Raw genomic sequence first — 20369 nt, 5'->3', positions numbered from 1 at the left:
ACGGTCATACGACACACTGCGTAGCGGCCACTGGGAGAGGGGCGTACATGGGCTGGACGGTCCTCTACATCGCGTTCGGCATCGTCGCGCTGTGGCTGCTCGGCGAGGTCCTGCTGCAGTACAAGGCCCGGCTGCGCTGGCGGCTGCTGGCGTTCGCGGGCTTCCTGGGTGTCGTCGTCGGTGTACTGATCCCGTCCGTCATCGTGATCGGGCTGGGTGCCGCCGCGTTCGCGGTCGGGCAGACCTACGTCACGCTGTCGTTCCGCCGCGGCTTCGCGGCCGGCTGGGCGGTCACCGGCCGCCCTGGCGCGGGCGGCGGCAGGCGTGACCGCAAGGTGCGCCAGGACCCGACCCTGGAGGTCTCCGACCTCGAGGAGACGGATCACGCCGTCACCACTCCGAGTGACGGTTTCGGGTCCTACGGCGACGACCACGACCGCGACGACGTCTTCACCCCGGCCCGCTCCGGCGCCGCCTCCGCCGCCGAGACCACCGCCGTCTACGAGCCTCAGCCGCTCCCGGACGAGACCGGCTCCTACGGCATATACGGCGACCCGGCCCACGGCGGCGACCGCTCCCAGGACCAGTACGCGGCCACCGCCCAGACGGCCGACCACGGCCAGGGATACGGCTACGACGGCTACTCCGGCTACCCGCAGCAGTACGGCTACGACACCACCGGCCAGCAGCAGTACGCCGCCTACTCCGACCCGTACATCGGCACCCAGACCTACAGCGGTGTCTCGTACGACCCCGGTTACGACATGCAGTACGGCCAGCAGGCCTACGGGCAGGACCAGTACGCCACCGGCGGCTACGGCGGCGAGACCCCGCCCGGCGGGGTGTGGGTCCCGCAGCAGCGCACCACCGACGACCCCCTGGGCGCCGGACTCCCGCCGGAGCAGCCGTACCAGGGCGACGGGCAGGCGCAGGGCCAGGGCTACGACGAGCACTACCGGTTCTGACGGGTGTCGAGCCGCCGGTCTCTCCCGGCGGCTCAGGGGCTCACTGGGAGCCCCGGAACTCCGGCCCCTCGACGATCAGCCCGGCGACCAGCGCGCCCGACATCCCGGCGTGCGGCAGTCCGCCGCCCGGATGCGACCAGCCGCCCACGGTGAACAGCCCTTCCACGGCGGTGGAGTTGGCCGGGTACAGCAGACGCCCCCCGCCCGCCGCCAGCGCGGGCGCGGGCACGGCCCCGCCCGCTCCGCCGGTCTCCTCCGCGATGTCGGCCGGGGTGTGCTCCTCCTGCCACAGCAGCCGGTCACGCAGACCGGGTACGGCGCGTTCGGCGGCGGAGACCATGTGCTCCGCGTGGAGCCGCAGTTCCGGCCCGGCGGCGCCCGCCGGAACGGTCGCCGTCAGCGTGACCGCCTCGTGGCCGGCGTCCGGGACCAGTTCGGGGTCGTCCGGGCGCAGCACGGTGACCGTGGGCCGCACCTCCGTCCCGGCGCCGCCGTCGAACACGTACGCCAACTCGGCGTGGCGGTCCCGCGGATGCACCACCGTGCGACACGGCGTTCCCTCGGGGCGGCCGCCGCGCAGCGCCAGCAGCACCGTCAGCCGGCTCGGCAGCCCGCCCCGCGCGGGGACCTCGTCCGCACCGCGCACCGCCGTGCCCGCGGTGAGGCCGTCCAGTACGCCGGGGGCGACACCGGCGATCACGAAGTCCGCCTCCGCCGTCGTGCCGTCGGCCAGTTCCACGCCGGCCGCGCGGCCGTCCCGCACCAGCACGCGCGCGACCTCGGCACCGAAGTGGAACTCGATGCGGCGGGCCCGGCAGCGGTCGTACACCGCGCGGGCCAGTTCGCGCAGACCGCCGCGGACGTACCAGACGCCGAAGGCGTGCTCCATGTACGGCAGCACGGCCACGCTCGCCGGAGCCACCCGCGGGTCCAGGCCGTGGCCGAGGACGTGGCTCTCCAGCAGGGCGGCCAGGCGGGGGTCGCGCAGTTCCCAGGCGCCGATCTCGGCCGGCGTGCCGGCCCGGCGGGTGCGCAGCAGCCGCTTGTGGGGGACCGCCGGGTAGGGCTCGCGCTCGGCCAGCACCGTCCAGTTCGGCCACAGCGGCTCCTCCAGGAGCGGCCGCCGTGTGCGGTCCCAGGCCTCGCGGGCCCGCACCAGGAAGTCGCCCCAGCGGCCGCCCGCGCCCGCCCCCAGGGCCTCGTCCAGGGCGGCGACGACGCCCGCGCGGGAGGCGTTCGGCAGGGAGACCGCCGTGCCGTCCGCGAAGACGTGCCGGGCCGACGGGTCGACCTGGACCAGCTCGACGCAGTCCTCCAGAGGCTCCTTGCCGGTCTTGACGAACAGATCGCGGTAGACCGCGGGCAGCGGAAGCAGGCCCGGCCCGGTGTCGAAGCGGAAGCCGTCCCGCTCCCGGCGGCGCACACCACCGCCGTACGTCTCCGTACGCTCGTACACCGCCACCCGGTGGCCCGCGACGGCCAGCCGGGCAGCGGCCGCCATCGCGCCCATCCCGGCGCCGATCACCGCAATCCGTGCCATGCCCGCGACTTTATCGGCCGCCACCGACAGTCCCGACCGGTGGTCCGGCCCTGGTCGGCCGCGTGCGGCCCGCCCGGCGGAGACGGCCGTCTGGGGGCGAGCACGGACGGCTGAGTATCCGTACCTAGGTGGCGAGATGAGTACGCGCGCGGATGGGGACCACCCCGCGCGAACGACAGAGTTGAGGCACGGAGGAAGGGCGCGGCTCCGGCACCGGCGACACGGGGCGCCGGAACGGAGCGGCCCTCGATCCGCTCCTTCCGCCGGCGAAGGCCGGCGGAGGCGAGGCACGGGGGAGACCCGGGGGAACGACCGAACGGGGGTTCCTACGGGGGGACGCACGGGGGAGTACGGGGGAACGGAAGGCGCCGGTCCGGATGGTGGCCCGCGGGGGACGCGGCCACGGTCCAGGACCGGCGCTTTCGCCTTTCTATGCAGTGCCGTCTCAGGGGCGGCCGCTCACCCGCCCCTGAAGCAGCCGGGACAGCGCGGAGTGGACGTCGTCGAGGGTGCGCTCGGGCTGGAACGACTGCCAGTCCAGGGCGGCCACCAGGACCATGCCGACCAGCGCCGCCGCGGTCAACTGGACATCGATCTCGTCGGAGAGCTCGCCGTTCTCCACCCCCGCGCGGAGCACGTCCTCCACCACCGCCACGACCTGCCGGCGCACCACCATGAGGGTGGACTGCCAGGCGCGGTTGGTGCGCCACAGCTCCGCCACGTAGAGCTGGGTGAAAGCCGGGTAGCGGGCGATGAAACCGAGCCCCGCGCGGATCATCGCGTCCAGCGCGTCGACCTTGCTGCCGCCGTCGCGCTCGGTCTGCTCGGCCGCCTCCTGGAGGGACGCGGTGAGCAGGCCCACGCCGTGCCGCAGCAGCTCCTCGAAGAGGACCGACTTGCTGGCGAAGTTGTAGTACACCGTGCCCTTGGCGACCCCCGCCCGCTCGGCGATCTCGTCCACGGTGGTCGCCGAGAAGCCCTGCTCGGCGATGAGGGTGACGGCCGCCTCGTAGAGCTTCTGCCGGGTGGCCTCGCGGCGCGTGCTGCCGCCCGACGGGGCGCTGCTGCTTTCCATGGCCCCGATTGTCACAGGAACGGCGTCGGGGCACGGCACGGGAGGCGAGGTCACAGGCTCAGCTCCGGGTGCAGCTTGTCCAGCGTCCACACCTGGCGGCGGCGGGCCGACAGGGCGGTCAGCGCGAGCGCGCCCACCGTGAAGGCCGTGAGCACCGCGCACGCCTGCCAGACCGGGCCCAGGCCGCCGCCCGTGATGAGCCTCCTGAGGGCCTCGACGACGTAGGTCATCGGCAGGAAGGGGTGGATCGCGTTGAAGAAGCCCGGGCTGGTCTGCACGGGATACGTGCCGCCCGCCGACGTCAGCTGGAGCATCAGCAGGGCGAGCACCAGGATCCGGCCGGCCGCCCCGAAGCGGGCGTTGAGCAGCTGCACGATCGCCGCGAAGCAGCCCGTCACCAGGAACAGGAAGCCCACCGTGCCGGCCGCGCGGGCCATCTCCAGGCCGATCGCCCAGTGCAGCACCGCCATCAGCGCCACGGTCTGCGCGATCCCGATCGCCAGCACCGGCAGCCAGCCGGCCAGGGCGATCCGCCAGGCCGCGGCTCCGGCGGCCAGGGCGCGCCGGTTCAGCGGCGGGATCAGCATGTACGCCACCATCGCGCCCACCCACAGGGACAGCGGGATGAAGTACGGGGCGAAGCCGGTGCCGTAGTTGGGCGCCTGGTGCAGCGACTTGGCGGCGAGCTGGACCGGGTCCGCCATGACCTCGGTGCGCTTGTCGCGCTCCCGCTCGTCGTAGTCGGGGATCTGCTCCGCGCCGTCGTGCAGCCCGTCCGCGAGCTTCACCGAGCCGTCGACGAGCTTGTACATGCCGCCGCTGAGGTCGTCCGCGCCCGTCTTCAGTTTGCCGACGCCCGTGTCCAGGTCCGAGGCACCGGTCTTCGCGGTGCCGAGCCCCGAGTGGAGCTTCACGGCGCCCGCGGCGACCTTCCCTGCGCCCTCGTTCAGCTTGTTGATCTGCTTGACGGCGTCGTCCAGGTCCTCGGAGAGGTGCGGCGCGCGGTCGGCGAGCGCTTGGGCCTGCTGCTCCAGGGTGGCCAGGTGCTTGTCCAGCTGCTTCAGCTCGCCGCTGTGCTCGGTGACCAGTGTGTCGAGGTCGCCGGCGATCGACGCCACGTCGGCGGCGGTGTCCTTGGCCAGCTTCAGGTCGGGGCAGGCGGCGTCGGGCAGGACGGCCTTCTCGCAGCGGGCCGTGTAGACGCCGGCCAGGCTGTCGGAGGACTCGCGGGCCTTCTTCGCCGCGGCCGGGGCCGTCTCGGAGAGGCTGTCCAGGTTGTCGCGGATCGTGCCGGCGGAGTCGGCGACGAACTGGGCGGTGTCGCCGATGGCCTTCTCGTTGTCCTTCAGGAACGGCCCGATCTTGCCGGAGATCCCGTTGACCTTGTCGGCGAGGGCCTGCGTGCCCTCCGCGACCCGCTTGGAACCGTCCTCCAGGTCACCGGCGCCCGTGTGGAGCTTCTTCAGCCCCTTGGACAGGTCGCCGCTGCCGTCCTTGGCGTCCTTCAGGCCGTCGGCGAGGTCCTTGGAGCCCTTCTCCGCCTTCCCGATGCCCCCCTTCAGCTTGTCGGCGCCGCTCGCGGCCTTCACCGTCTCGCCGTGGATGTCGGAGAACGAGATGAAGATCTTGTCCAGGAACGACCGCGACGTCTTGGTGGACGCCGCGGTGCGCACCTCGCTGAACACGGTCCGCGAGATCTGCCCGACGATGTAGTTGTTGGCGTCGTTGGTGCGCACCTGGAGCGCGCCCGTCTCCGGGGAGTCGCCGGAGCTGGAGGCGATCCGCGCGCTGAAGTCCTCCGGCATGGTCAGCGACAGGTAGTACCGGCCGTCCTCCACACCCGTGCGGGCCTCGGCGGCGCTCACCTCGTGCCAGTCGAAGACCTCGCTGTCGCGCAGCCCGTCCACGATGTCGTCACCCGCGTGGAGCTTCTTCCCATCGGCCGTCGCCCCCTTGTCGTCGTTCACCAGCGCCACGGGCAGGCGGTCGAGACGACCGTACGGGTCCCAGAAGGACCACAGGTACAGCGCCCCGTACAGCAGCGGCAGCAGCAACAGCGCCACCAGGCCCGCGCGCGGCAGCCTGCCCCGCGCGAAGCGCCGCAGCTCAAGCGCGGCCAGTTTCGGCGACCGCATCGGCCGTCTCCTTCGCTTCGTCGTCGTCGGCTTCGTCGTCAGCGGCTTCCGGGGTGCCGGAGTCTTCGGTGCCGGTGTCTTCGGTGCCGGTGTCTTCGGTGCCGGTTTCGTCGGCTCCGTCTGCGGCGTCCGCCTCTTCCGTGCCGCCGTCCCCCGCAGGGTCCTCCGCGTCCCGCGACGCCCGCGTGGACACGACCACCGCGTCCCGCGGGGCCTCGCTGCACACCGCAAGCACCGTCGTCCCGGCCGCGGCGATGGAGCGCAGCAGCGTCCACACCTCGGCCCGCTCCGCGTCCGACAGCTTGAGGTCGGTGTCGTCGACGGCGAGCAGGCGCGGCCCGCCGATCAGGGCGAGCGCGACGGACAGCCGCAGCGCCTCCAGGCGCTCCAGGTCCCGCACGGCCGTGCGGGTGCCCTTGGGCAGGTCGGCCGGGTCGAGGCCGGCGGCGGCCAGGGCGGCGTCGACGCGCAGCGCGGCCTCGTCGCGGCGCTCACGGCGCGGCCGGAACAGCCCGCGCAGCGAGTCGCCGAAGCGGCGCTGGAGCAGGGCCCGCTCGCGCAGGTGCTCCGCGACGGTGAGGGCCGGTTCGAGGTCGGTGACGCCCGGGACGTGCGCGAGAGCGCTGACCTGGCGGAGGGCCGCCATCCGCTTCGGCGGCCGGACGTCGCCGACGACCGCCGTCCCCTCCGTGGGCTTCATCCGCCCGGTCAGCGCGAGCAGCAGACTCGTACGGCCGGAGCCGGACGGTCCCTCGATCGCGATCAGCGAGCCGGGCTCCGCCTCCAGTGAGATCCCGCGGAACGCCCAGCCGCGGGGCCCCTTCACCCCGAAGTCCCGGGCGCTTACGGCGAGTCCCCTCGCGGCTGGCTCCCCCACAGCACGTCCCTCCACCTCGCGAGCCGGCCGTCCCATGAGCCGACCAATTTGAACTGACTGGTCAGTGCAAAAACTAACCCGAACCTTCGATCGAGGCAAAAGCCCAGGTCAGAACGGATTGTCAGTGCCATACCTCACGATGGGCACATACGGCCACGATGCCGTCACCCAGACGACAGGAGGTTCGTCATGGCCAACCCGTCCGCCGCCGCGCGCCGGCGCCGCGCCACCGGCCCTGCCCCCTCACTGACCGGCCCCGCGAGCGATGTGCACCCCGTCCTCCGCCGGGCCTCGGCCCCGCCCGCCGCCCTCGACCTGCTCGCCCGGGCCCGCGCCGGACTCGACGAGGCCGCCGTCCTGGAAACCCCGAACGAGCGCTACGCGACGGCCCACCTCGCCGCCCTGCGCACCGCCGCCGCCGTGCTCGCCGCCCGCGGTCGCCCCGAGCCCAACCCGCGACGCCGGGCCCGCATCCGGAGCGCCTGGGAAGTGCTCCCCGAGATCGCGCCCGAGCTGACCGAGTGGAGCGCCCTGTTCGCCTCCGGCGCCCGCCGCCGCGCCCGCGCCGAGGCGGGCATCCAGGGCGCGGCCAGTCCCCGGGACGCCGACGATCTGATACGGGACGTGGCGATGTTCCTCCGCCTCGTCGAGCGGATGCTGGTGCCCCAGCCGGTGCTCCCGCAGCCGCGCCGGGACCGGAAGGGGGAGGACGACCCGGACGCCGGGCACGCGATGCCGGACGCGGGCTGAGCACCGGCGCCGCCGGGCGAACCACGGTGACCGGGCAGGGGCCGGAGGCAATAGGGTGGAGGGCGCCTGAGGCCTTCCCGCCCCGTACCCCGGGCGGGAAGGCACCCCGTTCCGCTCCGCCGTTGGACAGGCGGTGGCCGTGCCGAGGAGTCATCTGCCGTGTCGGACCCGATGCGCCCCCGCGCCTCTCTCCGTACCGCCGTGGTCTGGGAGGTCCTTCAGGACGCCCTGGACCGCCGGGTCAAGGCCACGGGGCGGGAGTCGCTGGACGTCCTCGACACCGGAGGCGGCAGCGGCAAGTTCGCGGTGCCCGTCGCCCGCCTCGGCCACCGGGTCACCGTCGTCGACCCCAGCCCCAACGCGCTCTTCGCCCTGGAGCGCCGCGCCGCCGAGGCCGGCGTCGCCGACCGGGTCCGGGGCGTGCAGGGCGACGCCCACGGCCTGTTCGACGTGGTGGAGCGCGGCGGCTACGACGCGGTGCTCTGCCACGGCGTCCTGGAGTACGTCGACGACCCGGCCGAGGGCGTCCGCAACGCCGTCGCCGCCCTGCGCCCCGAGGGCGTCCTCAGCCTGCTCGCCGCCGGCCTCGGCGGCGCCGTGCTCGCCCGGGCCCTCGCCGGCCACTTCACGGAGGCCCGGCAGGCCCTCGGCGACCCCGACGGCCGCTGGGGCGCCGGCGACCCCATGCCGCGCCGCTTCACCGCCGAACAGCTCACCGGACTGGTCGAGGGCGCGGGTCTGCGGGTCGGCGCCGTGCACGGCGTGCGGGTCTTCGCCGACCTCGTTCCCGGGGTCCTGGTGGACACCGAGCCCGGAGCGGTGGAGGCGCTGCTCAAGCTGGAGGCCGCCGCGGCCGAGCTGCCGGCGTTCCACGCCGTGGCCACACAGCTCCATGTGCTCGGTGAGACTCCCGGGACCGACGCGGCGCAGGAGTCCTGAGTCACCTCCTGTGACGAGCCGCTGATCAGGGCATTGGTTGCGGATGGAGTACGCCACAGGCCACCCGATCGGGCGGTTGTCGCCGTATGATCGAGGGAGACCGCCCGGCATGACGGGTCGGTCGCTGGGGAATGCAAGCCTCAGCGAGCCGGGCCGACATGGCGGCACCCGGTTGGCCAATTGGCGTAGAGGGGCGGGTTTCACGGGGGCGATTCCCTGCCTATCCTGAAGGGACCCCCCGAGTCGCCCCGGCGACTGCACGATGAGGAGGACTCCGTGCCGCTCTCAGAGCACGAGCAGCGCATGCTCGAGCAGATGGAGCGAGCGCTGTACGCCGAAGATCCCAAGTTCGCGACAGCGCTTGAGGGAAGCGGGCTGCGTACGTACACCCGGCGACGGGTCTACCAGGCGGTCGCGGGCTTCCTCGTAGGTATCGCGCTCCTCATGGCCGGAATGGTCGCCAAGCAGGTCTGGCTCAGCGTGGTGGGCTTCCTCGTCATGCTGGGCTGTGCGGTGCTCGCCGTGACCGGCTGGCGCAAGGCCCCCCGACCAGGCGAACAGCCCGGCGGCGGTCCCCACGCCCGCCATCAGGGACGTCAGCGGCGTTCGATGATGGATCGCATCGAACAGCGCTGGCAGCGGCGCCGTGACGAGCAGCAGGGTCACTAGCCCCTTCTCGCTCCTCTGATCCCGCTCCTCTGACGTAGGACACCGGAACCCATAGAACGTGTGTGAGGGGGTTGCCGCCACCGGGCGGCAACCCCCTCACACATGTCCTCAGCCGCTCTGCTGACCGGACGGCCGGCGCAGCAGGGCCGACCGGCGCCCCGCCCAGCGGGCCCTGAAGGCCGACCAGCGGTCCGCCACGTCCCAGAGCGCGCGTACGGCCGACCGCGGCGCGAGCACCGCCCGCACCCGGGTGCGCCAGCCCACCCGAGACCTGAGCGCCGCACGCACCTCGCGCACCTCGGCGGCCAGCCCGGTCACCGCCTGCGGCCGCGGCGCGAACAGCACCTGCTCCACCGCCCCGGCCACCCGGTGCACCGCCGCGGCCGGCTCCTCCTCCAGCTCCCCGAGCCGGACGATCCGCGCGGCCGCCTTGCGCGGGGTCAGCGCCTCGTCCGGCACGATGCCGTAGTCCCAGGCGCTGTCCGTCAGCTCCCGCCACACGGCGAGCACATGCCCGGCGGCCGCCTCGGCCGCCCGCCGCTCCGCCTCACCGGGCACGGCCTCCACCCGGATGCCGTCCGCACGGCTCCCGGCGCCCCGGTCCCGGCCTCCGCCGAGCACCCCGGCCGCGCCGGACGGGGCGTGCAGGGTCGAGGCCAGCCGCACCGACCGCCGTCTCAACCGCCACAGCATGGGCAGCAGCGGCAGTACGACCACCACCACCCCGAGGGCCACCCAGGCAGCCGTCTCGTACCACGGCCCGCTCTTGTCCTCCGGAGTGCCGGGATCCACCGGGACGGCCGCGCCGCACTCCTGGAGCCGCTTCTGCTCCACGGTGCAGCTGGTGCTCGCCGACGGCTCCGCCGACGGGGCCTCGGCCGTCGGCCGGGACTGCTCCGGCAGCTCCGGAATGGTGCTGCCCGGGATCTCCGGCACGGTGTAGGGCGGGGTGGTGCCCCGGTTCGGGGTGGGCTCGAAGCGGGTCCAGCCGACGCCCTCGAAGTACAGCTCCGGCCAGGCGTGCGCGTCCCTGAGCCCCACCGACACCGAGCCGTCGGCCTGCGGGGTGCCGGGCGCGAAGCCCACGGCGACCCGGGCCGGGATGCCGAGGGTGCGGGCCATCGACGCCATCGCGAACGAGAAGTGGATGCAGAAGCCCTGCTTGTCCCGCAGGAACTTGGCGATCGCCTGCGAACCGCTGCCCGCGTCGACCTCCGTGTCGTACTGGAACCCGCCGTTCAGGGCGAAGTACTCCTGCAGCTTCACCGCCTGCTCGTACGGGTTCGCCGCGCCCTCGGTGACCTCGCGGGCGGTCCGGGAGACCACGGCCGGCAGCGAGTCGGGAACCTCCGTGAAGTCGCGCACGAGGGCCGCCGACGGCGCCGGGGCGTTGGCGAGCTGCCGCGCGGTCGGCTGTACGTCGAGGCTGGTCACCGTGTACTGCGCGCCGCGCGTGTTCTGCCCGTGGTCACCGACGACGGTCATGCCGACCGGCTCGTACCGCCAGTTTCCGTCGACGTCCACACCGCTCGCCGGGTACGGCATCGGCAGCCAGTCCTGCGCGTACCACTCCGCCGCGGATATCCGGGTCCGCACCTCCGCGCGCCGCACGTCCGGGCCGAGGCCCGGCGGGGTGGGGAACTCGTCCGGCACCCCGATGATGCCGCGGCGGGACGGCTTCCAGGTGGTGCCGTCGAAGTCGTCCAGGGAGACGATCCGGAGATACAGGTTGGACAGGTTGCTCGTCTCGGTGCGCAGCGACAGCACCTGACGGTCCTCGTCGACGTTCAGGCTGTCGCGCAGGGAGACCAGGGGGTTCACCGCGGAGATCGTGCCGCCGCCCCCGGTCCCGGCGCCGACACCGCTCCCGGTGCCGTCCAGCAGTCCGCCGTTCATCGCGGGCAGCGCGAGCGGCACCACCAGGGCGACGCCCAGCGCGACCGCGCCGATCCGCCGTCCGGTGCGCACCGGGGACACCGCCCCGGGCTCCCCGCCCGGGGTGCGCGGCGGCCCGCCGAACACCCGGCCCCACTGCGACAGCCGCTCCCGGCCCTCGGCGAGCAGCATCATCAGGTAGCCGACCGCGGCGATCAGGAACCACAGCCAGTCGGCACCGCCGTCGGACAGCCCCGCGGCCACCGAGTACAGCGCGAGCAGCGGCAGCCCGGCCGGGGCGGCGCTGCGGAAGGTCACCGCGAGGGTGTCCACGGCCAGCCCGATCAGCAGCACACCGCCGATCAGCAGCAGCCGGATGCCGTCGGACAGCGGCGCCGGGATCGCGTACCGCGAGACGTCGTCCGTGCCCTGCTGGAGCAGGTCCGCGAAGCGGGCGAACGCCTCCGGGCCCGGGATCAGCCCGAGCAGTGCCTGCTCGCGGGCGAAGACCAGGGTGCACAGCATCAGCGTGACCACGAGCTGCGCCGCCACGGTCAGCGGCCGGGCCAGCGGTATGCGGCGGGCGGCCGCGCCGACGGCGGTCTGTATCACCAGCAGGATGGCCGCCTGGAGGAACCAGGTGGCCGGGTCCACCAGCGGCAGCAGGGCGCACGCGGCCATCATCGTGGCCGCCGCCGCGCACACCGCCATCCGGGCCCGCCCGCTCATCGCCGCACCTCCCCGCCACCCGGACCGCCCGCGGCGACCACGCCGCCCCGGTCCCGGTCGGCCTGCCGCCACACGTCGTTCAGCGACGCCCCGCGCGGGACGCTCACGGCGGTCCAGCCCGCGTCCCGCAGCATCCGCAGCCGCTCCTCACTCCGGTTCACCGGTCCGGGCACGTCGTGCGGTTCGCGCACCCAGGTCTCGCTGTCCAGCAGGAAGGCGACGGCGGCCCCGCTGCGCTGGCGCATCCGGGCGGCCACCGCGGCCTGCTCCTCGTCGAGGTCGCCGAAGAAGGCGACCAGCAGTCCCTCGTTGCCGCCGCGCAGCACGTCGTAGGCGCGGGAGAGGCCCGAGCCGTCGGAGTGGTCGATCACCGCGAGGGTGTCCATCATCAGTCCGGCCGCGTCCGCGGACTCCTGGCTCGCGCCCGCGAACCCGTCGGCGCCCTCGCCGGGCACCGAGCTGCCGGTGTCCGTCAGCAGCCGCACCGAGAAGCCGCGTTCGAGCATGTGCACCAGCACGGACGCGCTGCCCGACACCGCCCACTCGAAGGCCGAGTCGGGGCCCGCGCCGCGGAAGGCGGCGCCTCGCGTGTCCAGCAGCACGGTGCAGCGGGAGCGCTGCGGCTGTTCCTCGCGGCGCACCATCAGCTCGCCGTACCGCGCGGTGGAGCGCCAGTGCACCCGGCGCAGGTCGTCGCCGTAGCGGTAGCCGCGCGGGATCACGTCGTCCTCGCCGGCCAGCGCCAGCGAGCGCTGCCGTCCGTCGCCGTACCCCTTGGCCTCACCGGTCAGCCGCACCGGCGGCAGCGCCTCCACGCGCGGGACCACGGTCAGGGTGTCGTACGCCGAGAAGGACCGGGTCAGCTCGCACATCCCGAACGGGTCGGTCAGGCGCAGCTGGAGCGGTCCCAGCGGGTAGCGGCCGCGCAGGTCGGAGCGGACCCGGTAGGACACCTCGCGCCGCCCGCCGCCCTCCACCCGGTCCAGCACGAACCGGGGGCGCGGGCCGAGCACGTAGGGCACCTGGTCCTGGAGCATCAGCAGGCCGGTGGGCAGCCGTGAGACGTTGTCGACGCGCAGGTGGACCCGGGCCTCGCTGCCGGCGGGCACCCGGCCGGGGGAGAGGCGGCGGCTGCCCGCGACCCGGTAGCGGGTGCGGTAGAGCACGACCGCGCACACCAGCGGCAGCACCGCGAGCAGCAGGCCGACCCGCAGCAGATCGCTCTGCCCGAGGACGTACGCGCAGATCGCCGCGGCCACTCCGGCGGCCAGGAAGGAGCGCCCCCGGGTGGTCAGACCGGCGAGGGCGGTGCGAAGCCCGCCCCGCTCGTCCTCCGGCTGCCCCGCCCCCGCGCTCATCACAGCCTCCGCGGCGGCTGCTGGCCGTACGCCGGCGCGCCGTGGCCCAGGCCGTAGCCGTTCTGCTGGGGCGCGGCGGGCACCGGGGTGCGCTGGAGGATCTCCTGGACGACCTGCTCGGACGTGCGCCGGTTCAGCTGGGCCTGGGCGGTGGGCAGCAGGCGGTGGGCGAGCACGGGCACGGCGAGCGCCTGGACGTCGTCCGGCAGCGCGTAGTCCCGGCCGCTGAGGGCGGCGGACGCCTTGGCGGCGCGCAGCAGGTGCAGCGTGGCGCGCGGGGAGGCGCCGAGTCTGAGGTCGGGGTGGACGCGGGTGGCGGCGACCAGGTCGACCGCGTACCGCCGGACGGTCTCGGCGACGTGGACGCCGCGCACGGCCTCGATCAGTTTCACGATCTCGTGCGCGTGGGCCACCGGCTGGAGGTCGTCCAGCGGGCTGACGCCGCCGTGCACGTCCAGCATCTGCAGCTCGGCCTCCGGGCTCGGATAGCCGATGGAGACCCGGGCCATGAACCGGTCGCGCTGGGCCTCGGGCAGCGGGTAGGTGCCCTCCATCTCGACCGGGTTCTGGGTGGCCACCACCATGAACGGGCTGGGCAGTTCGTAGCTCTGCCCGTCGGTGGTGACCTGGCGCTCCTCCATGGACTCGAGGAGCGCCGACTGGGTCTTCGGCGACGCGCGGTTGATCTCGTCGCCGATCACGATCTGCGCGAAGATCGCGCCCGGCTTGAACTCGAATTCCCGGCGCTGCTGGTCCCAGATGGACACGCCGGTGATGTCGGACGGCAGCAGGTCGGGCGTGAACTGGATGCGCCGCACCGAGCAGTCGATGGACCGCGCGAGCGTCTTGGCGAGCATCGTTTTGCCGACGCCGGGGACGTCCTCGATCAGCAGGTGCCCCTCGGCGAGCAGCACGGTCAGCGAAAGCCGTACGACCTCGGGCTTGCCCTCGATCACTTCCTCCACCGAGCTGCGGATCCGCTCCACGGTGGCAGTCAGATCAGTGAGGCTCGCTCGATCGTCATAGGTCGTCACCCGGCCCTCCTCGGCCCGTTCTTCCGGGCCGACGCTCTGGCATGCGAAACCGGCCCACCCCGAAACACGGGCACCACGCGTGAATAGTTCCGCGTGACGCCACTCACCGCATTCTTGTTGCCGTTACCGGTTCGTGTCACTCGCCTGTGGACAACTGCCCGCGATATGTCGGCTTTGGTGCCTTTCGTGGCGCCACAGGCGAGAATTGACAGCGAAACGACAGCTGCGTGGCGGCAGGTTACGCCGGGTCGACCTCGCGCAGCAGGCCGGACTTCACGTCGAAGACGAACCCGCGCACGTCGTCGGTGTGCTGCAGGAAGGGCGAGGTCCGCACCCGCTTCATCGACTGCCGTACGTCCTGGTCGACGTCCCGGAAGGACTCCACCGCCCAGGCGGGGCGCTGGCCGACCTCCTGCTCCAGCTCGGTGCGGAAGTCCTCGGTGAGGGACTCCAGGCCGCAGCCGGTGTGGTGGACGAGGACGATGCTGCGCGTGCCCAGCTTGCGCTGGCTGATGGTCAGCGAGCGGATCACGTCGTCGGTCACGACGCCGCCCGCGTTGCGGATGGTGTGGCAGTCGCCGAGGTTCAGGCCGAGCGCCGCGTGCAGGTCGAGACGGGCGTCCATGCAGGCCACGACCGCTACGCGGAGCACCGGCCGGGCGTCCATGCCGGGGTCGGTGAAGCCGGCCGCGTATCGCTCGTTGGCCTCGACGAGCCGGTCGGTGACGGTGCCGCCTCGGGTGGCGGCGGGGTCCTGGGGACCGGCGGGAACCGATGCAGAAGTCGTCATGGTTATGACGTTACTGGTCACGCCCGGTCCGGTCCTGCCGTGAGAGAGGACAAAGAGCGCCATCGGGGTTGTTGTGTGAGGTAACCCACAGATGCGGCGCGGAGGCGCCGGGACGGGTGGTCCACCCCCTCGTACGGTGTCGAACGTAGCCCCGCCGCGACGCGCAGGCCGGTTGATTGACCGGAAGACAGGGTGGACTAAAGTGACGCGAAGCGGGAGGCGAGGCGCGCTCTCCCTGCTGGACTGAATTCCCCCGGAGTCCCCGGCGACGTACCGGAGATCCCCCACGTGCGCGGCGCGTACGTACGGCTCGGCCTCCACCCGCTCCGGCCGGCCGACGCCTCCGGCGCCGGCCGGTCTCCCCTTCACGAGCGGGCGGGGACCCGGCGGTGCGTACCGCCCGCCGGACCTGAGAGGGCCCCTTGAGCCAGAGTCGACACGTCCCGGTGATGCTCCAGCGGTGCCTGGACCTGTTGGCCCCCGCCCTCCAGGAACCGGGAGCGGTGGTCGTCGACTGCACCCTCGGCCTCGGCGGCCACAGCGAAGCCCTGCTCACCCGCTTCCCCGAGGCGCGCCTGGTCGCCCTGGACCGGGACAAGGAGGCGCTGCGCCTGTCCGGTGAGCGACTCGCCCCCTACGGCGAGCGCGCCACCCTCGTGCACGCCGTCTACGACGAGCTGCCCGACGTCCTGGCCCGGCTCGGCCTGCCGCGCGTGCAGGGCGTCCTGTTCGACCTCGGCGTCTCCTCCATGCAGCTCGACGAGGCCGACCGCGGCTTCGCCTACGCGCAGGACGCCCCGCTCGACATGCGGATGGACCAGACGACCGGCATCAGCGCCGCCGAGGTCCTCAACACCTACCCGGCCGGCGAGCTGGTGCGCATCCTGCGCGCGTACGGCGAGGAGAAGCAGGCCAAGCGGATCGTCGCGGCCATCGTGCGCGAGCGCGAGAAGGAGCCGTTCAGCAACAGCGCCCGCCTGGTGGAGCTGATCCGCGACGCGCTGCCGCAGGCCGCCAAGCGCACCGGCGGCAACCCGGCCAAGCGCACCTTCCAGGCGCTGCGGATCGAGGTCAACGGCGAACTCTCGGTGCTGGAGCGGGCGATCCCGGCGGCCGTCAAGGCGCTCGCCGTGGGCGGGCGGATCGCCGTGCTGTCGTACCACTCGCTGGAGGACCGGCTGGTCAAGCAGGTGTTCGCGGCCGGTGCCGCGACCACCGCGCCGCCCGGTCTGCCCGTCGTCCCCGAGCGCTACCAGCCCCGGCTCAAGCTGCTCACGCGCGGTGCCGAACTTCCCACCGAGGAAGAGGTCGCCGAGAACCGGCGGGCCGCCCCGGCCCGGCTGCGCGGCGCCGAGCGCATCAGGGAGGACGTGGAGTGAGCCGGGCGGAGGGGCGGGAGCGCGCAGTCGCGGGTTGGAAACCTGGACCCAGGGGGAGGGCGAGTGAGTAGGAAACCCGAACTGAGGGGCAGGGCGGCGCGGCTCGCGCGGCTCTTCCCCGCCGCCCGGGGCCAGGCGGCCCGCACCCCGTTCGTACTCCTCGTCGTCCTTCTCCTCGGCGGCGGGCTGATCAGCCTTCTGGTGCTGAACTCCGCGCTCAGCGAGGGCTCGTTCAAGCTGGACGACCTCCAGCGGGAGACCAAGAACCTCACCGACGAGGAACAGGCCCTCCAGCGCGACATCGACGCCTACTCCGCCCCCGACGCCCTCCAGCACCGCGCCCGTGAGCTGGGCATGGTCCCCGGCGGCGACCCGGCCTTCCTGAACCCCGACGGCACGGTCAGGGGCGTCCCCTCACCCGCCCCGGCCACCGCGGGCGCGCCCCTCGTCCTCGCCCCGGAGGCGCTGACCGCCGCCGCGCCCCTGCCGGCCGCGACCACCCCCACCGCGGCGGCCGCCCCTCTCACCCCGACCCCGACGAATCCCGGCAGGTGACGGAAGTGACCGACAGGGAACCGCCGCGCCGCCGCGTGCCCGGCCCCGCACGGCCCGCCCGCCCCGGCGCGCAGCGGCGCCCCGCCCCCGGCGCCCGCCCGGCCCGCCGCCCGGCGGCGCGCCCGGCCCCGCCCCGCGGCCAGGCCCCCCGCGTCATCCGGCTCGGCAACCCGCGCCCCCGGCTGCGCCTGGTCGGCGTCGCGCTCACCCTCGTCCTGCTCGTCTTCGTCGTCCGTCTGCTCCAGGTCCAGGCCGTCGACGCGAGCGCGTACGCGGCCAAGGCGGAGAAGAACCGGTACGTCGGCCAGGTGCTGGCCGCCGAGCGCGGCGAGATCACCGACCGCGCCGGCGTGGCCCTGGCCACCAGCGTGGACGCCTACGACATCACCGCCGACCCGACGCTGTTCACCCGCGAGCAGCTGAAGGTCGACGACGGCCCCGAGCAGGCGGCCGCCCTGCTCGCGCCGATCCTCGACAAGGACCAGGAGGAGCTGGTCGCGAAGCTCCGCCCCGAGGACGAGACGCTCCGTTACGTCAAGCTCGCCGACCGGCAGACCCCGCAGGTCTGGAAGCAGATCAAGGACCTGAAGTCCGCGCTCGCCAAGAAGCAGCAGACGGACGCCGGCACGGTGAACGTCCTCGCGGGCGTCCTGGCCACCCCCAGCAGCAAGCGCGTGTACCCGAACGGCGAGCTGGCCGCCGGGATACTGGGCTGGGTCAACGCCGAGGGCAAGGGCAGCGGCGGCATCGAGCAGCAGCTGGAGAAGCAGCTGGCCGGCGAGGACGGCGAGATCCGCTACGCCCAGTCCGGCGGCCGCCAGGTGCCCACCATCGGCGCCGAGGAGACGCCCGCCGTGCCCGGCACGGACATCGAGCTGACCATCGACCGCGACATCCAGTGGGCGGCCCAGAACGCCATCGCCGAGCAGGTGGAGAAGTCGCAGGCGGACCGCGGCTACGTGATCGTGCAGGACACCCGGACCGGCGAGATCCTGGCCATGGCGAACTCGCCCGGCTTCGACCCCAACGACCTGTCCACCGCCACCTCGGCGAACATGGGCAACGCGGCCCTCGTCGACGCCTTCGAGCCCGGCTCCACCGCCAAGGTCATGTCGATGGCCGCCGTGCTCGAGGAGAAGGCCGCCACCCCGGAGACGCATGTGGTGGTGCCGAACCGGCTGCACCGCGGCGACCGGCTCTTCCAGGACGACATCGACCACCCGACCTGGTACCTGACGCTGAACGGCGTGCTCGCCAAGTCCAGCAACATCGGCACCATCCTCGCCACCGGCCAGCTCGGCAAGGACCAGGCGGAGGCCAACAAGGTGCTCCACTCCTACCTGCGCAAGTTCGGCATCGGCGAGCCCACCGGACTCGGCTTCCCCGGCGAGACCAAGGGCATCCTCGCCCCGCCGCAGCAGTGGTCGACCTCGCAGCAGTACACGATTCCTTTCGGCCAGGGCGTGTCCATCAACGCCATGCAGGCGGCGTCCGTGTACTCGACCATCGCCAACGGCGGCGTCCGGATCGAGCCCACCCTGATCCGCGGCACCAAGGGCCCCGACGGACAGTTCACCCCGGCCCCCAAGCCCGAGAAGACGCGGGTGATCAGCACGAAGACCGCGAAGACGCTGGCCCGGATGCTGGAGTCGGTGGTCGACGACGAGGAGGGCACCGGCACCAAGGCCCGTATCCCCGGCTACCGGGTGGCGGGCAAGACGGGCACCGCGAACCGCGTGGATCCGGCCACCGGCAAGTACCGCGGCTACACGTCGTCGTTCGCCGGCTTCGCGCCCGCCGACCAGCCCCGCGTCACCGTCTACTGCGCCATCCAGAACGCCACCAAGGGCAGCTACTTCGGCGGCCAGATCTGCGGGCCGGTCTACAAGCAGGTGATGGAGTTCGCGCTCAAGACCCTCCAGATCCCGCCCACCGGCGCACCGCCCGCGAATCTGCCGGTGACCTACCGGCCCTGAGCAGACCCGACCCGTACCGAGCAACCAGGAACCACCCGTGACCACGATCACCCCGGATGCCGGGAACCAAGGCGCCCCCCGCCCCTCGCTTCGCTCCGGAGCGGGTACGCCCGGTACGCTCACCGCCGTGCCACACGCTGATCAGTCCCAAACCACCCAGAAGGGCCACCCCGTGACATACCCGGGTCCGCCCCGGCCGACGCAGGTCTCCGCCACACCCCTCGCGGAACTCGCCGGTCAGCTGGGTGTCGCAGTACCGGACAGCACCGCCGGGGTCACGGGCATCACCCACGACTCGCGCGCCGTCCGCCCCGGCGACCTGTACGCCGCCCTGCCGGGCGCCCGCGCGCACGGCGCCGACTTCGTCACGCAGGCCGCCGGTCTCGGCGCGGCCGCCGTGCTGACCGACCCGGCCGGCGCCGAACGCGCCGCCGCCACCGGGCTGCCGGTGCTGACCGTCGACGACCCGCGCGCGCGGATGGGCGAGCTGGCCGCCACGATCTACGGCCGGCCCGGAGCGGACCTGCTCCAGATCGGCATCACCGGCACCTCCGGCAAGACCACCACCGCGTACCTCGTCGAGGGCGGCCTGCGGACGGCCAGGTCCACCGGCCTGGTCGGCACGGTCGAGATGCGCATCGGCGACGAGCGCATCAAGTCCGAGCGCACCACCCCCGAAGCCACCGACCTCCAGGCCCTGTTCGCGGTCATGCGGGAACGCGGCGTCGAGGCGGTCGCCATGGAGGTCTCCAGCCACGCCCTGGTCCTCGGCCGGGTCGACGGCTGCGTCTTCGACGTCGCCGTCTTCACCAACCTCAGCCCGGAACACATGGAGTTCCACTCCGACATGGAGGACTACTTCCGGGCCAAGGCGCAGCTGTTCACGCCGAAACGCAGCAGACTGGGCGTGGTCAACGTCGACGACGAGTACGGCCGCAGGCTCGCCGAGGAGGCCACGGTCCCGGTCGTCACCTACTCCGCCGAGGGCCACCCCGACGCCGACTGGCGCGCCGAGGACGTCCGGATCGGCCAGCTCGACTCCACGTTCACCGTCCTCGGCCCGAACGGCGAGCGGATCGCCGCCAAGTCCCCGCTGCCGGGCCCGTTCAACGTGGCGAACACCCTCGCCGCGCTGGTCGCCCTGGCCGTCGCCGGTCTCGACCCGCAGACCGCCGCCGACGGCATCGCGGCCGTGCCGGGCGTGCCGGGCCGGCTGGAGCGGGTGGACGCCGGACAGCCGTACCTCGCGGTCGTGGACTACGCCCACAAGACCGACGCCGTCGAATCGGTGCTGAAGGCGCTGCGCAAGGTCACCAAGGGCCGGCTGCACGTCGTCCTCGGCTGCGGCGGCGACCGGGACACCACCAAGCGCGCGCCGATGGGCGCCGCCGCGGCGCGGCTCGCCGACGTCGCCGTACTGACCTCCGACAACCCCCGCTCCGAGGACCCCCTGGCGATCCTCGCCACCATGCTCCAGGGCGCGGCGTCCGTGCCGGTGCACGAGCGCGGCGAGGTCCTGCTCTTCGAGGACCGCGCCGCCGCGATCGCCGCCGCCGTCGACCGGGCGGGACCGGGCGACACCGTGCTGGTCGCGGGCAAGGGGCACGAGCAGGGCCAGGACATCGCCGGCGTGATCCGTCCGTTCGACGACCGCCAGGTGCTTCGCGAAGCCATCCAGAACACCCAGGGCCCGAACACCCAGGGATGAGAATCCAGCAGACCC

16 protein-coding genes are annotated in these 20369 nt (G+C 73.4%); 8 read left to right on the top strand and 8 right to left on the bottom strand.

The genetic code is table 11. The features are described 5' to 3' along the window. The first annotated feature begins 47 nt into the window (after window positions 1-47). Window positions 48-965 (top strand): SCO2102 family sporulation regulator, encoded by a 918-nt coding sequence (locus AMK31_RS24920; RefSeq protein WP_073942868.1) that lies wholly within the window; start codon window positions 48-50, stop codon window positions 963-965. A gap of 40 nt (window positions 966-1005) precedes the next feature. Here AMK31_RS24920 and AMK31_RS24915 read toward each other — a convergent pair whose 3' ends face one another. The 4 genes from AMK31_RS24915 to AMK31_RS24900 all read right to left on the bottom strand — a co-directional run bounded on the left by AMK31_RS24915 (window position 1006) and on the right by AMK31_RS24900 (window position 6628). Beyond that, window positions 1006-2505, bottom strand: a complete 1500-nt coding sequence (locus AMK31_RS24915; protein WP_073942867.1) for a phytoene desaturase family protein — start codon at window positions 2503-2505, stop codon at window positions 1006-1008. A gap of 445 nt (window positions 2506-2950) precedes the next feature. After that, window positions 2951-3580, bottom strand: a complete 630-nt coding sequence (locus AMK31_RS24910; protein ID WP_073942866.1) for a TetR/AcrR family transcriptional regulator — start codon at window positions 3578-3580, stop codon at window positions 2951-2953. 50 nt (window positions 3581-3630) lie between these two features. Beyond that, entirely contained in the window at window positions 3631-5715 is a 2085-nt protein-coding gene (locus AMK31_RS24905) for a YhgE/Pip family protein (RefSeq protein ID WP_073942865.1), read from the bottom strand. Further along, window positions 5687-6628 carry an ATP-binding cassette domain-containing protein gene (locus tag AMK31_RS24900; RefSeq protein ID WP_073942864.1) on the bottom strand — a complete coding sequence of 314 codons (942 nt, stop codon included), beginning with the start codon at window positions 6626-6628 and terminating at the stop codon, window positions 5687-5689. The genes AMK31_RS24905 and AMK31_RS24900 overlap by 29 nt, the downstream gene beginning before the upstream one ends. 153 nt (window positions 6629-6781) lie before the next feature. Here AMK31_RS24900 and AMK31_RS24895 point away from each other — a divergent pair, with 153 nt between their 5' ends. The 3 genes from AMK31_RS24895 to AMK31_RS24885 all read left to right on the top strand — a co-directional run bounded on the left by AMK31_RS24895 (window position 6782) and on the right by AMK31_RS24885 (window position 8950). Continuing rightward, window positions 6782-7342: an SAV_6107 family HEPN domain-containing protein gene (locus AMK31_RS24895; RefSeq protein ID WP_073942863.1), complete on the top strand. Its 561-nt coding sequence runs from the start codon at window positions 6782-6784 to the stop codon at window positions 7340-7342. Window positions 7343-7501: 159 nt separating this feature from the next. Then, window positions 7502-8281 (top strand): methyltransferase, encoded by a 780-nt coding sequence (locus AMK31_RS24890; protein ID WP_073942862.1) that lies wholly within the window; start codon window positions 7502-7504, stop codon window positions 8279-8281. Window positions 8282-8557: 276 nt separating this feature from the next. Further along, complete coding sequence (locus AMK31_RS24885) at window positions 8558-8950, top strand: DUF3040 domain-containing protein (RefSeq protein WP_073942861.1); 393 nt, start codon at window positions 8558-8560, stop codon at window positions 8948-8950. Window positions 8951-9058: 108 nt separating this feature from the next. Here AMK31_RS24885 and AMK31_RS24880 read toward each other — a convergent pair whose 3' ends face one another. The 4 genes from AMK31_RS24880 to AMK31_RS24865 form a co-directional block, all read right to left on the bottom strand. After that, window positions 9059-11554, bottom strand: a complete 2496-nt coding sequence (locus AMK31_RS24880) for a transglutaminase TgpA family protein (protein ID WP_073942860.1) — start codon at window positions 11552-11554, stop codon at window positions 9059-9061. Beyond that, window positions 11551-12912, bottom strand: a complete 1362-nt coding sequence (locus tag AMK31_RS24875) for a DUF58 domain-containing protein (RefSeq protein WP_198948570.1) — start codon at window positions 12910-12912, stop codon at window positions 11551-11553. Before AMK31_RS24875 ends, AMK31_RS24880 begins: the two co-directional genes overlap by 4 nt. Continuing rightward, window positions 12912-13946, bottom strand: coding sequence for an AAA family ATPase (locus AMK31_RS24870; RefSeq protein ID WP_073942858.1), 1035 nt, complete (start codon window positions 13944-13946; stop codon window positions 12912-12914). Before AMK31_RS24870 ends, AMK31_RS24875 begins: the two co-directional genes overlap by 1 nt. A 238-nt stretch (window positions 13947-14184) precedes the next feature. After that, a complete protein-coding gene (locus AMK31_RS24865) occupies window positions 14185-14799 on the bottom strand; it encodes a beta-class carbonic anhydrase (RefSeq protein ID WP_073942857.1) in 615 nt (204 codons plus the stop codon). Between the two features lie 359 nt (window positions 14800-15158). Between AMK31_RS24865 and rsmH the strand changes: the two genes are divergently transcribed. The 4 genes from rsmH (at window position 15159) to AMK31_RS24845 (ending at window position 20354) form a co-directional block, all read left to right on the top strand. After that, the gene (gene rsmH / locus AMK31_RS24860; RefSeq protein ID WP_073942856.1) at window positions 15159-16115 is read left to right on the top strand and encodes a 16S rRNA (cytosine(1402)-N(4))-methyltransferase RsmH; all 957 of its coding nucleotides are present in this window, start codon (window positions 15159-15161) and stop codon (window positions 16113-16115) included. 63 nt (window positions 16116-16178) lie between these two features. Then, entirely contained in the window at window positions 16179-16670 is a 492-nt protein-coding gene (locus AMK31_RS24855; protein WP_073942855.1) for a septum formation initiator family protein, read from the top strand. 5 nt (window positions 16671-16675) lie between these two features. After that, the gene (locus tag AMK31_RS24850; RefSeq protein ID WP_274535976.1) at window positions 16676-18646 is read left to right on the top strand and encodes a peptidoglycan D,D-transpeptidase FtsI family protein; all 1971 of its coding nucleotides are present in this window, start codon (window positions 16676-16678) and stop codon (window positions 18644-18646) included. Between the two features lie 37 nt (window positions 18647-18683). Then, window positions 18684-20354: a UDP-N-acetylmuramoyl-L-alanyl-D-glutamate--2,6-diaminopimelate ligase gene (locus AMK31_RS24845; RefSeq protein WP_198948568.1), complete on the top strand. Its 1671-nt coding sequence runs from the start codon at window positions 18684-18686 to the stop codon at window positions 20352-20354. The last annotated feature ends 15 nt before the right edge of the window (window positions 20355-20369 follow it).

This window comes from Streptomyces sp. TSRI0107 (genome assembly GCF_001905845.1).
Classification (GTDB): Bacteria; Actinomycetota; Actinomycetes; order Streptomycetales; family Streptomycetaceae; genus Streptomyces.
Note: the sequence above shows the minus strand (reverse complement) of the source record. Positions and strands in the feature narration are given on the sequence as shown.